Source organism: Alicyclobacillus sacchari (assembly GCF_004366795.1).
In the GTDB taxonomy this organism is placed as follows: Bacteria; Bacillota; Bacilli; order Alicyclobacillales; family Alicyclobacillaceae; genus Alicyclobacillus; species Alicyclobacillus sacchari.
The window spans coordinates 1-15,144 of the sequence record NZ_SORF01000023.1 but is presented as its reverse complement, the minus strand read 5'-3'; the positions used below and the strand labels follow the sequence as shown (position 1 = coordinate 15,144).

Below are 15,144 nucleotides of genomic sequence, written 5' to 3'. Positions count from 1 at the left end.
CGCAGGCCTCTACGTTCGAGAAGGAGGCTCGTGGTCAAGCAGCAGCTACTAAACGCACTTCATGTTGCGTATCCCACTAGCGAGTATAGCAGAAAACGCCATACCCGCTACGCGCTTTTGAGAGTGATGACGACCGCACGTAATGTCAATCGGATAACGGGAGGAGCTGTGGTGCGGTGAACACCGCAGGTGAAGGCTTTGCCCCTTCGTTCCTTATCATCGACCGGCGAAGCGCCTCTTGATGGAGCGACGACGGGACATATTTGATTTGCCGAGGCAAAGCCGTCAAAGGCGGCGCGTCGAAACTCAGCACATTCTACATGTAGGGGCAATTTACACACAAATTCGGACTTCGCCGGCGGCCGTGCACGCCGGCATGCACGTGATATGTGTGCCAAACGACGTTACGAGACATCTTGCCTTTCCTGATGAGTGTAACATTGTCACTGAACTGAATGGGGTCGACTGGAAGGGTTGGATTGATCAAGCACGGTGATAGGCAGGTGACCATGAGAAAGTTTGATGACTACCTCCAATTTCCGGTCGACAATCCGAAACAAAGCGCTGGATAGCACACTGCATGTGCAGGTAAGAAACAGAACGGGATAGGCGGCCGATAGGTAGCCCATTCCTGCCACCATCCCAAGGCCAACCACAGTAAGATGAGGTTTTACGAAGTTGAGCCGGATCGCATTCACAAGAACTTGTCTCGTGGTCAATCGCATGTGCACCATGAGAGGATAGGCGTGTAGCAAAATGCTTAAGGACATAAGCACAGCACAGATGAGACAAATGGCTGCTTCACGGCCGGACGTCAAGCGAAGCCACGCAATTATGCGTGAGTCCCCGTATGCAATTCCCAAAATAAACAAAAACAAAAATCCAACAACGGTGCTCTGCTTCCAATTTTCACAAAATCCCGACCAAAACGTCGAAAGGATGGGGACGTCATCGTCGTAAGCGTACTTTCTGGCCGTAGCAAATAGCCCCCCAGTTGCCGCCGGAATGGTGACAATCGGGATACAAAAGAGGATATAAAGCACATTGAGAATGAAGTAACGGTATATCGACATGCAAAATCTGTAGACGGGAGATCTTGTGTTTATCATTCGCATCCCTTTCCGCTTAACGATTCAGCGCGTAGCACATTGCCCCGAAGGTGAATAGGCATCCCGCCTATTCACCATAGTTCTCCATGAAATCCTCTACCTGCTCGCGACTTGGCATTGAGGGGATACCCCCGTGCTTCGTTGTCACCAATGCACCACACGCATTCGCGACGCGAGCCAGCTGAACCAGCTCATCCATCGTGACGTTCTCCGGCCGTTTATCCAGATCCAATAACGCGCCGAGAAATGCCCCTACAAATCCGTCCCCCGCCCCCGTCGTGTCCACTGTACGCACGCTGTAGCCAGGAACCCATTGTGACCCTTCACGAGAACAACATATGCATCCGTTGGAACCAAGCGTCAGAAGAATGATAGAGCAAGGGTACCGACTCATTAAATCCTGGAGCCCAACGTTCATATCATCACGCTCTGTGATGAACATGAGCTCCTCCGCCGATAGCTTCAAGACATCAACCATATTCAAGACATCCGCAATGACTTGCTTCGCTTCCCGGATACTCGTCCAGAGACGTGGGCGCACGTTTGGATCAAATGTCACGATCGAACCATGCTCCCTAGCCGTCTGAATAGCTTGCCGTGTTGCTGAACGCGCCGGCTCATCTGTCATGGATATCGAGCCAAAGTGGAAAATTCGTGCGTTTTTAATGATGTGATAGTCAATCTCTGAAGCGTTCAACATAAGGTCGGCTCCTGATTTGCGATAAAACGTAAACGATCGCTCTCCCTGTTCATCTAGGTGGACAAAGGCTAGAGTTGTGTTAAATCGCTCCGTCCGCCCGATGCCAAGGGTACCAACACCTCGATTCTCAATCTCGCGATACAGAAAATCCCCAAACTCATCCGCACCAACCATGGAGATTAAACACGTTCGCTTGTGAAATCCTGCAACTGCCGCCAGGACGTTTGCAGGCGCCCCACCTGCATTTTGCTGGAACGCGTGCGAAATCCCTTCTACAGGTGTGAAATCCACGATGAGTTCCCCGAGCGCCACGACGTCGTACAGGTAGTGATCGCCCATCATATCTTCAAATCCCACTTTCGCAAATCACGAACAAAAGCAGTTCCCTTCGCGAACGACTCAATTCCGGTCGATTGTTCGCTGGGATAGATGAGCCCCGTCATAACAGTCTCGCCCTCTCCCAGGAAGACTTCGACCGAACAGCGGTCGACAAAGACACGCAGAGTGAGCGAGCCGTTATCGAGCTTCACCGGGGCTCGTGCGACGCCTTTCGGGCCGATACCGGATTGGTTGCGATCGAAGACAACCGTGCTTTCATTCGAGACATAGTAAATCAACGTTTCCTCCCCATCCCCCACGCGCAGCTTTAAGCCGACCTCCGCCGCGTCTTTCGGTTCCAAGGAAAGCACCAACTCGTAGCTATCTCCACCCACTGGAAGACTAACGGTGCCCTCCAACTCGAAGGCGCGCATGGTGAATGGATTACGTCGATATTGCTCAATCTCCGAGATGGGCTGAAAACAGATACTTCCCCTTCGAATTACGACCTCCCGTGGCAACGTCATTGCTCCCGCCCACCCATGCCGTAATGTATGGGTAGGGTTTTCGCTTCCCCACGCGTTCATCCAAGCAACCACAATCCGCCTTCCGTTCGAGTCAACCGTCGATTGCGGAGCATAGAAGTCAAACCCGTAATCCATGCGACATGCGTATTTCGATATGAAAGTTCCATTCTCAACATCCAAATCTCCAACCATGCAAACTGACGTGTTTGTGTTTTGGTAGACGTCAGGATCGACGTTTTGAGGGGAAACCATGAAGACAAACGAATTTCCACTCGGAAACAGATCTGGACATTCCCAATTGTCTCCTAGCGTTCCGTCACTTTTCGCAAGAATGTTCCGGAATCGCCAATGTATGAGGTCAGCGGATGTGTACAACAGCGCTTGCCCTCTTCCGGCGCCATCATTGGATCCTAGAACCATGAAGTACTCACCGTTGATGAAGTTCACCTTAGGATCTCGAAAATCACGCTTGCTCGCCAAGTTAGGTATATCCTCAGTCCTCACAACTGGGTTCTGCGCAAGTTTGTGAAACGTGATAGCATCATTTGAAACTGCGACGCACTGCTGTTGAACAAAATCGATACCACCCTCACTTGGCTTGGTCACATGTCCCGTGTAAATCAGATATAACTTGCCATCCTTTTCAATCGCGCTACCAGAAAAACACCCATCCTTGTCATATGGCATGTCTGGTGTCAGTGCAATCGGTAGGTATTCCCAGGAAACCAAGTCCGCACTAACTGCGTGCCCCCAGTGCATCGGTCCCCATACTGAATCATAGGGATTATGTTGATAGAATAGATGAAATTTACCGTCGTAGAATATGAAGCCGTTTGGATCATTGATCCACCCGCGCTCACCCATCAGATGGTAATTCAATCGGTATTGCGGGTTCACTTCTCCAACATTCGCTTGTACAGCCGGGATGTTCTGGACCGAACAGTCACTCATGGTGCTACCTCCTATTGTTGATGCAAGGCCTCGTAAAGCGCGTGAGGGCCTCAAATGCGCCGGGCTTGCGCCCGCCCAGTTGTGATAATGGTTCACCTGGAACAGTTAGGAGGCCCTACGGGCCTCCTATTCAGCCATGGACACATCGCACGCCCCATGCCTCTCCTACTCTGTCAACTTCCCTCCAGATTTCACGTATCGATCTAAGGCTGTCTGTAGGATGTTGAGATATTGGCTTAAACCCATCTGTTCAAGCGTCGCCACGTAGTTACTCCACTGCTCATCGGCACCACCCTTAAGCAACCATGTCGCGCGATATTGGTTGACGTAGTTGTCGATATTGGTCTGCAAGGTCGTCAGCTCGCTGTTCTCCTGTGGAGTGAAATAGACCGCCCCAAACGGATAGTGTTCCTTTTCCATATAGGGTGCAAAAATGTTCCTAATTCGCTCAAGACGGAGTTCTGCGCGTGGCTCGGGTTGCACGTACGTATTCAGCCAGTTTGGCAGAATAACTCCCATATTCACGGAAACCTTGGGGCGATACGCGCCGTAGTTATTCAGACTTTTGTAGAAACTCGAAAACACAAGTTCTCCATGTTTGAGATTGAAGATGTCGTCCGTACCGGTGCCTGCTGGCCCCCAATGCATCTGAGAAGCCTCATACGGAGCGTAGACGAGATTGATCCATTTTGCAGTAAGCACTGGATTCGGATCTGACTTCGTCATGACAAAAGCACCAGGTCCCGCCCAGTAAAAGTTGTCAAATCCAACATCCTTCTTGCCCGTCGGTCCAGTCAAAGGGCCAACCAATGTATAATTCTGTTGATACTGTCCAGCCGGCGTCTCATCCCAGTCGATGAAAGCACCCAATTTACCCGAAGCTTCCTTCGCTGCATATTGATTTCCATTCTCTGTTAGGGACTCAGGATCAATCAGCCCCTGTTGGAACCACGTATGGAAATAGTCGATTGCAGCTTTATATTGGGGCTGGGTAGCTGTGAAAATCACCTTTCCGTTGCGAACGACAATGTGCTCGTTATTATCCGGCAATCCAAATCCACCGAATAATTGAGCGATGTCTCCCGCCCACGCCTGCTCGTTATACGCCATAGGGTAAGTAATGCCAAGCTTCGTTTTAAACGCTTCGAGATCCGCGTGCAATTGTGCGAGGGTTGTCGGTACAGGCTGGTGGATCTCAGCTAGATACTTCTTGTTTATGAATAAAAAGTGATGATCTGCAAAAATCGACGTGTGGCCTTGTCCAAATCCCTCTCCTCCAGGCAAACTGTAAATTTGCCCATTGGGCGCCGTCGATATCTCCTTCAATGACGGATATTCCTGAAAAATCTTTTGCACGTTGGGCATGTACTTCAAGTATTGATTCCATGATATGAATGCTCCGTCTTCGCCGTACTGCGCCAACTGCTGCGGAGTAAACCCTGCATTGACAAAGGCGTCAGGAAGGTTGCCGCCTGCAATCAATGTGTTGATATTGCCGCCAACCCAATCGATGTGCACGTTCGTATCTCGTTCCAAGTTGCGGAATATCTCCAAGTTGTTATAATTGGACACATTCGGGTTTGTTGGAATGTACATCGTCAATGTGACCTTATGTTTGGATAACGGCTGAGTTTTAGTGAACGGAAAATCCCACGTTTCCGACGGAGTGGCGGCTGCAGTCGCAGCAGCCTGCTGCCCCACAGTGTTGTTCTCGGTTGGAACACTCCCACATCCCGCAATCACCAATGTTGCCAATGCTGTTGCACCGATGAATGCAATCTTTCTGTTCATCCTATACCCTCCTTAAGACGATCACGCGATGCCGCGCTCGTGCCCCCTAATCAATGCCAAACGAATACATACGCGATACGGTTACGCTTTCATCATGTATCCATACACTGCACGGAACGTCTGCCTGAATCACCCCCTTGATCCGCACACACATCTTAGGTTCATCCCTTTAGCGAACCCACGGTCACCCCTTTGACGAAGTACTTCTGCAAGAACGGATACAGCACAAGCAAGGGGATGGTCGATACGATAATTGCTGTATACTGAATCAATTCGGCCAAATGTTGTTGTGCTGCCATACTTTCAGGACTGCTGGTTATACCAATCGATGACTGATTTTGAACAAGGATTTGGTAGAGCACCAGCTGCAAGGGATATAGCGACGTATTGTTCAGGTAGATCATTGCCGGAAAGTACGAGTTCCACTGTCCAACCACGACCCACAGCGTCATCACCGCAATCATTGGCTTGGAGAGAGGAATGACGATTTGAATCAAGAATCGTATATCTGAACATCCGTCCATTTTGGCGGCTTCGAGCAACTCGTTCGGAATAGACGTCTGGAAGAATGTGCGCGCTACGATGATGTTCCAGGCTCCTACCGCTCCAGGTAGGATGAGGGCCCAAATCGTGTTGACCATCCCAAGTGAACGAACCAGCATATAAGTGGGAATGAGTCCCCCGGAGAACAGAAGCGTAACGGTAAGAATCACCGTAATTACATGTCGCCCCACAAAATCCTTACGGGACAGAGGGTATGCCGCCATAATGGTCAACGGGACGCTGATGGCTACGCTCAGTGCACAATAGAGTAGCGAATTGACAAACCCCCTCCAAATACTTCCTGTCGCAAAAAGTACTTTGTATCCTTCCAGCGTAAAATGCCGCGTCCATAGCCAAACATGACCGAGATTGACCTGTGTCGGATCACTGAACGATGCTATCAAGACGAAGTACAGCGGATACAATACGATTAAACACACAATGAGCAGTAGTCCCAGGTTCACAATGTCAAATACCATGTCTCCCTTGGTGCTTCGTTTAGGCAATTTTCTGATCCATTCCATCAAGGTATCCTCCTCATTCAAGAAACTCCCATCGGTTTAAAAGATGCTTGTTTCCGTGAGACGTTTTGCAATAAAGTTCACAATTATGAGCAGTACGGAGTTAATGACAGAATTGAATAGTCCAACCACGGCCCCAAAAGAGTATTGGGCATTCAACAGTCCCGTCTCGTAAACGTAGGTTGGAATAATTTGAGATGCGCTCAGATTCAGCGGCGTCTGCATCAGGTACGCCTTGTCCGGTCCTACCGCCATGATGTCGCCGATGCTCCAAATCAGCATGATAATCACAATTGGCCGAATCGTTGGAAGGCTGATATGCCAAATTCTTCGCATCCGACTCGCGCCGTCAATCAAAGCCGCATCGAGAAGGTCTGGACTCACACCAGTGAGTGCCGCGAGATACAAAATTGTGCCAAACCCAGCACCTTGCCACACGCCGGAAAAGACGTAAAGCGGGCGGAACCATCGTGGAGAAGCCATGAAGAATATCGGTTTGCCTCCCAGGCTGACAATCAAGTGATTGACTAAACCAGTCTGCGGGTCGACAAAGATGAACAACATGCCCACGATGACAACAGTGGAAATGAAATATGGAGCGTAGAGCACGGTCTGCATGAACCTGCGAATCTTGTCGTTTGCTACTTCGTGCAGCATGATGGCAAGGATGATAGGAACTGGGAAGCCAACAACCAAACCGAATAGCTGAAGCGCAATCGTATTTTTGATTAAAGGCCAAAACTGATAGTTATGAAACCATTGCTGAAAGTTCTGAAATCCAACCCACTGACTGTGCCATATCCCAAGAATAGGATCGAAATTTTGGAATGCCATGAGCAGCCCATACATCGGCACATAATTGAATACAATCACAAATGCTAGGGGAAGAAACATCAACAGATATAATTGCCAATTAACCATGATATTCCTGCTCTTTTTGAATCGAGTCCGTCGTTCTGGCGTGATCGAAGCCACCCGATGTGAAGTTTCCATAATGTCCCCCGTCCCAACTAAATCTTTTACACAAGCCATATGGCGTCTCATGATTCCCTTCCACGTACTTAAACGTGTCGCCCGCCTGAATGTCGGCCATCACTGCTCCCACACACTCCTCCTCTGTCGCCGTAAGCGCTTTAATCCGTGTGCCACAACACGCTTTTATTTGGAATCATAATGTCAACCGGTTGACATGTCAACCGGTTAACATTAAACAAGATTGCTGTTTTTGCACTTGACGAGCCAAGTGGAATCGTCATTTACGCAGGAAATCATGTGAGGACCCGTCTACGTCGTTTCACGCTCTATCAGCTCAACAGCAAACTTGTTGTCAATTTGTATGGGTTCGCCTGCAATCTGACGCAGGATGGTCTCCACAGCACAGGCCGCCATGCGCTGCAGTGGTTGACCCACCGTGCTCAAATATGGTTTCACCAAAGACGTGATTGCAATATTATCGTACCCCACAATTTTTAGTTCCTCAGGTACGGACTTCCCAATTTCAAGGCATCGATTCATGACACAATATGCAACGAGATCACTACTTACGAAGACACCATCCACATCGGGATGCCTATCGAACAAATTTCTCACCGCAGCCTCGGTGTCTTCTCGCCGCACACCCATCGTATCCGTCTCGACAACAACCGTTTCAACGCCGTAGGCACTCGCAGTATGTTGAAACGCCTGGTAACGCTCAACTCCAAACATGTTTGCACGTAAATTCCCGCAGATATGCGCCAGTTTCTTGCACCCCTTGCGGATGAGCAGTTCTGTGGCAATCCTGCCGCCCTCATAGTTGTCCGAACGAATGTATGGGAAATCGAACAGCTTGTAGTCGAATGTCACAATCGGATATTTCAGATTGGAAAATTCGGACACGTTAAGTGGCGTGCTGCCGAGGATGATTCCTTGGACAAGGTTACTCTTCAGCATCTCAACATATTGCTTTTCTTGATCAGGGTCAAAATGTGAATTGCATATTAGAATCTTGTAGCCGTGTTCGTAAGCGCTCGTCTCGACATAACTCGTCAGCTCACCAAAAAACGGATTGGCAACAGTAGGAACGATAAGTCCAATTAAGCGAGAACTATTTTTGTGAAACGACCTCGCCAATTCGTTGGGACGGTAATCGAGTTCTTCCATTGCCAAATACACTTTTCGCCGCGTGGCTTCACTGATATAACCGCGATTGTTGAGGACTCGAGATACCGTTGTGACCGTCACACCAGCCCTCTCAGCAACATCTTTAATTGTGGCCATGAATACCTCCCGCACTCATCGTGTTCATTTCGGAATTAAACCAGTGTTCATAACGACTGTACTACATTCATTAGGGAATAACCAACATCGTACCGACCTATCTACTGCTGCTGTGGCACTTTCAACATTCCTCTCACCCACTCTGTTCCTCGCAAAACAGAGGGTAGATTTCGTAGAGTGGTGTTGACATTTTGTTACCAAAAAAGTCTTGATTCATGGCAGCGCAAAACTGTAGTTTTACGCTGCCATATCCCGCACTTTATGCCACAACCATCTAGTCTACGACCTCTGTTCATAGTTCCATCTATCATCTTGGAAGTGGCCTGCTCCTAATGCGTCTGTCAAATCGTTGTTACAGGTATATCCCCGTTCTTCGTGATAACGCAATTTTAATAACATCCACCCCCAGGGCATCCAGGATCTACTACTACATTTCGAGTCATCGGCACATAGTAATGTTGAGGCACATTCACAATAACACGTCTTTTGATGTTCACAATCGGATGCACATAGGGCACTACACGCGCAACATAGTAATTCCGAACATAATATTGAGGTTGGCACATGATCGGTGAGCAATTCATTGCACGAAACACCTCCAAATCACATAGCGGAACATCATTGATGTATGTTCACAGACACCCATCCACAGAGTTGATTATTAGTGCGCCACGCCAGAACCCCATGATGCGCCGTCACCAGAACCACCATAGTACGGTACAAGGAGAATGAACAACACAAAGATAATCAAGAACACTACCGCCCAACGTGTGTATCCACCAAATGTGTCATTATTCATAGACCCATCCTCCATCAGCTAGAGATACCGATATGGTATGTTCAGGAAAATAAAAAGGAAAGGCGAATGGACATGGTGAGTAATACAATTTTGAACGCATTTGAGCGATTTATTAATCCATATTGCCCGGCTCTCCACGTCTCGACCATCTCAAAGAAAAGCCCTGTGTTTTAGTAGGTCAAAAATTCGGAAAATGGAGGACACGAATTATACCTCACGTGCAGTTCGCCACCATGCGGTCATGTAGATGATTGCAGGACAGATTACCACAGTAAACAAAAAGTACGCAGGTACAGCACGCAAGATAAACTCTGTCACATCAAACAAGTTATGAAACATAAAATTCGATACGGACCAAATGAGCAATGCACATGGGATCACTGTCCATTTTACGTCCTTGGAATGGCACATGTCCTTTATCGCTTCGCAAGTGGATAATTGAAAAGCAGACAGTTTTAATGCCTGAGTGACTACAACCCCCATCACGTATAAGGTATCCAGCCTCTCTACGAATTTTCCTTGCCGAATGGATCTCACAACTTCGAGAACCGGATAGGTGAGATAACGCACGGGTTCACCGAGGACACCTACGGTCAATGTCACAAGGATAACCAAAACCGCCGCACTGATGGCGCTAGCGATTCCGATGTCCATTGGCAGAGTACGAGGGGTTCTCAGCGCAGGAACCCACTGCAGAACCACTGAAAATTCCAATCCATAAGCGAACGTGGGCACGACACTCGCCTGCCAAATGGAAAGCCATCCGGAACTGAACATAGGGTGAAACGGCTGCCACTCGAACGTTCGCACACTCAAACTAAAAAGAAGTGGTGCCACGATTGCCGCTAGGGGTACGATGAACTGATTTACTCGCCCGACTACTTCAATTCCTTGATAGGTGAGGTACGCAGCAACAGCAAAGGCAACTGTACTGATAAAAAACTCAGGTGTATTGGGCAAAACGGAAATAACAACAAAAGCGCTCAACTCACGTCCGACTGTCGCTAACGTTACTACACCATAAATTACGTACCAAATTGCGAACATCTCCCCACCGATCCATCCAAATGCCTGCATGGCCACTTGAATTAAAGACTTATCAGGGAAAAATCGCACATGCATAGCTGCAATCGTTGCACAAAGAAAGCCACCAATACACAAACCCACTCCTGCTGCCCAAGAATCTTGAACGGTAAATTGCGCAATGGTTCCAGGCATTGTGACAATACCTGTCCCCAATATTGTCCAAATAAGTATCAACACGACCTGATATCGTGAAATTTGAACCATGTGCCTAGGCTCCCCCATGTTGAAATTTTCCAATATAGAGCCATGCTGTCGGCTTACCAAATACAAATACAAATGTACGTACGAGATCAAATTGCGGCCACCAATGGAGATCACTTGCCATCGCCAAAAAAATAGCTATGCCGACGAACACTGCCCACGCCACGCGCTCCCTCATACGCCTGGGCATCCAGTGACGAAAATCCATGACGGCACCCACGATCGCCCATAGCACAGCCCACACACTCGTCATCAGCCTCGCCCCGCTTTACTTAATCCGGGTTCCCTGAATTTGAGACAAAAGGTGTCTGAGAAGCAAGTTCTCCATGCAAGATTTGTGGTCGTACATCGAATACCAATGTCGCTTGCTTCCACGTATCATGCAACTGCAAAGAAGCCAGTTTGTCTTTCGAAACCACTTCACCAACGAGCGTCTGAATGCCGTATGAATCGATCCCGGAACTCTTGGACAAGTTCCATGCCTGCCCCAAACGATTCTCTAGGTCATGTTGAATAGCTCGTTCCAGGTGATTAAAAACCTTTGAATTCATGGTGGTTGGTACAGCCCATCGCTCGATTTCACCCGTTCCTCGCCAAATCACCTGAATGACTGGCGTTGGCGTCGCGCGTATCAACTTCAATCGGGTAGTCGTTCGTATCCAGTGAACGGTCACTGGGAAAGAAGGTTGATTCGCAAGCGAAGGCAACACAACCAGTTCCCTTACATCGAACGTCCGACCCAGTAGCCAAGCAATATTTAAAATTTGATTTTGGGGAACGCGATACACATTTCCTTTCCGTGAAATAAAACCCATTCCAGTCACAGTAGGATTGCCTTTGCGAGTTAGGTCAACTTCCACCACGGTGGTCGCGGAGGATGGCGTGAGGAGACGTTTTACCACATGTAATTCATCGCTCGCAAGACATGCGTAGCGGCGAGAGGCTTCGTCCACCAAGTCGCGAATCACCAACGCCGTCGGTTGATTCACGGCCCCTCGCGTTGTTAAAATGTCCTCGGCATTGCCTTGCGTCATTACCCATAACTGACTACGACGCAATTGCCTATTTCGTTCTAACGCATCCACTATATTGTTAAGATCCGACTGAATAGCAGCCTGTGAAAATACCACAACCGCCGTATGTGGTAAATATAACGAATGCGACAATTGACTTTGAATCTGGGAAAATGCCATTTCGAATGTCTTTCCTTCAGCTGAGACAACACGATCCGGACCCTGATTGCCGCTTCCACCCGAATCGGATTGCCCTGATTGAGCAGCTTCCGGGTTGATGACATCGACAGAGATTCGTATTCCATTGCCCACCAGATCAATTCCAATCCCGGTCGAGATGTACAAATGATCGACGTCATTATAGTCACACGCAGTCACCATCCCAGCCACAAGCAGAAGTACCGTACTAAATTTCAAACGCTCACGTAACTTGTACCGACGATCGCCCCTCATTCTCGATTTCAATTCCGCGTCCCCCTAGATTTTCGAGGGCGCACACCCAATCGACTCATGCGCTTAGGTTCAAATTGCCGAGGCTGTGTACGCATCATCCACCAGGGCGCACGAATGACCACGTCCTTCATATCTCCAAGAATGTTCGGCGCAATAGGGGACAGATACGGCACACCGAAGGAGCGTAATGCTGCCAGGCGACCGACTACCGCCAGCCCCAACATGAGAACTCCGTACAAACCAAACAAGCTCGCTGCGATGACAAACGGAAATTGAAGTAATCTCGCTGCCTGCACAAGGCCAAGAGCTGGCAACGTAAATGAGGCAACACCGGTCGCTGACACAATGATCACCATTCCAGGGGATACGAGCCCCGCTCTGACTGCCGCATCTCCGATGACCAAGGTTCCGACAATACTAACCGACTGCCCCACCGCGCGCGGCAAGCGTGTACCCGCTTCACGCAAGGATTCAAAGGCGATCATCATGCCCAGTGCTTCCAACACTGTCGGGAAGGGAATTCCTGAGTGTTGAGCCGCGACGCTCATGATTAGTGGCGTGGGAAGCAAATCCTGGTTGTATGTAAGAAGCGCAACATAGAGTGCCGGCAGCAACACCGATGCCCAGAACATGAGATGACGAAGTAAACGTAAAGGCAATGCCAAGGAGTAATTCATAAGGAGTAATTCATGTAGTAGTCCTCCGGTGAACTGAGAAACATAGAAAACGTCACCGGCATCATCATGCACATCGGGGAACCATCCACAAGAAGCCCTACTCGTCCTTCCAGCAAACCTGCTATTACTCGATCTGGCCGTTCCGTTTCTTCTGTCGTCGGGAATATAGAAAATCTAGGATCGTTAATAAACTCGCGAACCTGATTAATATCGACAACGTGATCCACCACGACGCCCTCCAACCTCCGCCGCACTTCATGTACGAGGGCTTCTTTTGCAATCGCCTTGTGATACAAAATGGCAACCATAGTCTGAGTCGCTGTACCAACTTCGCGGGTCTCTACCTTGAATTCAGAGGTCTTGAACCGCTTACGAAGAAGAGAAAGATTCAGACTCAGGTTGTCGACAAAAGCTTCCTGTGGCCCATTTAGAGTAGGCTCATTTTCCGGACGGTCGATGGATCTAGCTGGAAAATGTGCGACATGCCACGCTTGTGCACGATTTATGCCATCAACGCAGGTTATTGCACAGCCATTCAGCAATGCCTTCGTAGCTTCGGAAACAGTTTCCACAGCATGTGTAGCAACGCCAGGAACAGCGAAGAGACGATGAGGGCGTATTCTTTTGGTTTCAGAAATTAAACGACTTGCAGCCAATATAGCGTCCTGTAATCGAACGTCATCCACAAGGCCGTCTATCCAGATCACCACGACCGCTCGAGTGTCCGACGTAATCGGCTGCACACGCAGATCCGGGCATGGATTAAGTTGTTCTGAAATCTGACGAACTGCTTCCATGGTTTTTATGGAGATCATACCGTTCGAATCACGCATATAACATGAGCTCCTTCTTGACTTCAGTAATGCTGAAGTTCTCGAACACCTTCATAATTCATTGTTCGCAATACCCAACCTTTATATTCCATGTTGTGTATATATAGCTATAGGCATCATTTCTGGTGAACGGTCAAATCATGTTTTATGTAGTTAGCACAATAATACAGATTGGCATTCCGGCACTAACTTTAGATTTTTATAGGTGTAAAACTTCAGTGGAGCAAAGTACACTTTTCTACGTTTCGAGGGCAAGTTACACTTGTCGGGTTTATGGGGGGATCGTGATGTCCTTTCGGTGAGGGCGCTACCTAGCTTATTCAACTGCGGAAAATAGGCCTATGAAACGAACCTCATAGATAAGCAAAGTTCATACGCCTATTGATTTCTTTTCACCGACTTCGTAAAGAAGAACGTAAACGTTGCAAGTAAAATCCCCATGAGATAGACCGCACCAAGAGATGGAACAACTTTCACCGCATTGTTTGACGCACCTACATCATTCCTCGTCTCTGCCGATTGCGCTACCACGAGTGTCCCTCCATCAATACGGTCGAATGACAGTGGTTACTAAACTGCCAAAGTCTCGCGCAAATTCACGTGCCGTCGGTGTATATCCTTCCACCGGATTCGCTCCAAACAGTGGTCCACTCACAACAATACTAAACCGCCCGGTCGTCATGTACGTACCAATCACTTGAAGCTCATTTACAATAAGCAAAAGTGCCGTCACAAAATCGATCGCATCAAGTAGCCTCCGATCTACATCAGATTTCCCTTCAACACCTGACCCTGTAAAATAACCCGACAACGATAGCGAGATATTTCCTGGAGAAATGAACACCCCTCCAACGGTAATCTGCCGCGTGAGTAGCAAAATAGCCGTCCCAATTCCAAAAAACCTATGAATTGACTTCGCTGCATCGAGCTTGGCCTCCTGTCTTCTCACGCCTCACCACCTCATCATCTTGGCATAGCTATAATACGTTCAGGACATGGTACTCGAGTGGGCTATTCGCAAGGAAAATTTCGCCCCGGAAGACACGCCCGGACTGACGTCCGCGCCCATCTTCCGGGGCGTTTCTTACCAAGGCTCATTCAACCATGCATCCCAGTCGATGTCCGAATCGTCCACCTCGTCGAACGCATCCTGCGACGCATCACCCGCGAGCTTTGGCTTCACCATGCCCTCTGGCCAATCGTGGACCTCGACCATGCTCACGTCGAACTGCTTCTTCGACTTCATGCGCAGCACGGCCTCAAGCCCTTCGCGCATCGTCTCGTCGAACACGTACACGTCCGCGCCCGCGACCTGGCCGGTGTTTGGGACTTGGTAGCCGTAGATGTAGTCGCGCCAGTTTCG

14 protein-coding genes and 2 pseudogenes are annotated in these 15,144 nt (G+C 48.8%); all 16 read right to left on the bottom strand.

Features of this window, described 5'->3' with window-relative positions:
• Nucleotides 1-443 precede the first annotated feature (443 nt).
• On the bottom strand, nt 444-1,073 hold the full coding sequence (locus C7445_RS15045; RefSeq protein ID WP_166669158.1) for a YesL family protein: 630 nt from the start codon (nt 1,071-1,073) through the stop codon (nt 444-446).
• Between the two features lie 103 nt (nt 1,074-1,176).
• Nucleotides 1,177-2,166: a carbohydrate kinase family protein gene (locus C7445_RS13525; RefSeq protein ID WP_208320924.1), complete on the bottom strand. Its 990-nt coding sequence runs from the start codon at nt 2,164-2,166 to the stop codon at nt 1,177-1,179.
• Nucleotides 2,148-3,605, bottom strand: coding sequence for a glycoside hydrolase family 32 protein (locus C7445_RS13520; protein ID WP_134161136.1), 1,458 nt, complete (start codon nt 3,603-3,605; stop codon nt 2,148-2,150). The genes C7445_RS13525 and C7445_RS13520 overlap by 19 nt, the downstream gene beginning before the upstream one ends.
• 165 nt (nt 3,606-3,770) lie before the next feature.
• Nucleotides 3,771-5,396 (bottom strand): type 2 periplasmic-binding domain-containing protein, encoded by a 1,626-nt coding sequence (locus C7445_RS13515; protein ID WP_134161134.1) that lies wholly within the window; start codon nt 5,394-5,396, stop codon nt 3,771-3,773.
• A 161-nt stretch (nt 5,397-5,557) separates the two neighbouring features.
• Entirely contained in the window at nt 5,558-6,454 is an 897-nt protein-coding gene (locus tag C7445_RS13510) for a carbohydrate ABC transporter permease (protein WP_134161148.1), read from the bottom strand.
• 45 nt (nt 6,455-6,499) lie between these two features.
• On the bottom strand, nt 6,500-7,381 hold the full coding sequence (locus C7445_RS13505; protein ID WP_243835201.1) for an ABC transporter permease: 882 nt from the start codon (nt 7,379-7,381) through the stop codon (nt 6,500-6,502).
• Nucleotides 7,374-7,565, bottom strand: coding sequence for a hypothetical protein (locus tag C7445_RS14790; RefSeq protein ID WP_208320925.1), 192 nt, complete (start codon nt 7,563-7,565; stop codon nt 7,374-7,376). The genes C7445_RS13505 and C7445_RS14790 overlap by 8 nt, the downstream gene beginning before the upstream one ends.
• A gap of 179 nt (nt 7,566-7,744) precedes the next feature.
• Nucleotides 7,745-8,719, bottom strand: a complete 975-nt coding sequence (locus C7445_RS13500; protein WP_134161132.1) for a LacI family DNA-binding transcriptional regulator — start codon at nt 8,717-8,719, stop codon at nt 7,745-7,747.
• A 661-nt stretch (nt 8,720-9,380) separates the two neighbouring features.
• Nucleotides 9,381-9,518, bottom strand: a complete 138-nt coding sequence (locus C7445_RS14705; RefSeq protein ID WP_006446167.1) for a hypothetical protein — start codon at nt 9,516-9,518, stop codon at nt 9,381-9,383.
• A 207-nt stretch (nt 9,519-9,725) separates the two neighbouring features.
• Nucleotides 9,726-10,808, bottom strand: a complete 1,083-nt coding sequence (locus C7445_RS13490; RefSeq protein ID WP_134161130.1) for a GerAB/ArcD/ProY family transporter — start codon at nt 10,806-10,808, stop codon at nt 9,726-9,728.
• 4 nt (nt 10,809-10,812) lie between these two features.
• Nucleotides 10,813-11,058, bottom strand: coding sequence for a hypothetical protein (locus tag C7445_RS13485; RefSeq protein ID WP_134161128.1), 246 nt, complete (start codon nt 11,056-11,058; stop codon nt 10,813-10,815).
• A gap of 19 nt (nt 11,059-11,077) precedes the next feature.
• The gene (locus C7445_RS13480; protein ID WP_243835200.1) at nt 11,078-12,283 is read right to left on the bottom strand and encodes a Ger(x)C family spore germination protein; all 1,206 of its coding nucleotides are present in this window, start codon (nt 12,281-12,283) and stop codon (nt 11,078-11,080) included.
• Nucleotides 12,280-13,781, bottom strand: a pseudogene (locus tag C7445_RS13475) (spore germination protein). Before C7445_RS13475 ends, C7445_RS13480 begins: the two are co-directional and overlap by 4 nt.
• A 378-nt stretch (nt 13,782-14,159) precedes the next feature.
• Complete coding sequence (locus tag C7445_RS14700) at nt 14,160-14,312, bottom strand: hypothetical protein (protein WP_006446791.1); 153 nt, start codon at nt 14,310-14,312, stop codon at nt 14,160-14,162.
• Between the two features lie 13 nt (nt 14,313-14,325).
• On the bottom strand, nt 14,326-14,730 hold the full coding sequence (locus C7445_RS13470; RefSeq protein WP_040289348.1) for a hypothetical protein: 405 nt from the start codon (nt 14,728-14,730) through the stop codon (nt 14,326-14,328).
• 135 nt (nt 14,731-14,865) lie between these two features.
• A pseudogene (locus C7445_RS13465) lies at nt 14,866-15,144 on the bottom strand (hypothetical protein); the annotation flags it as partial.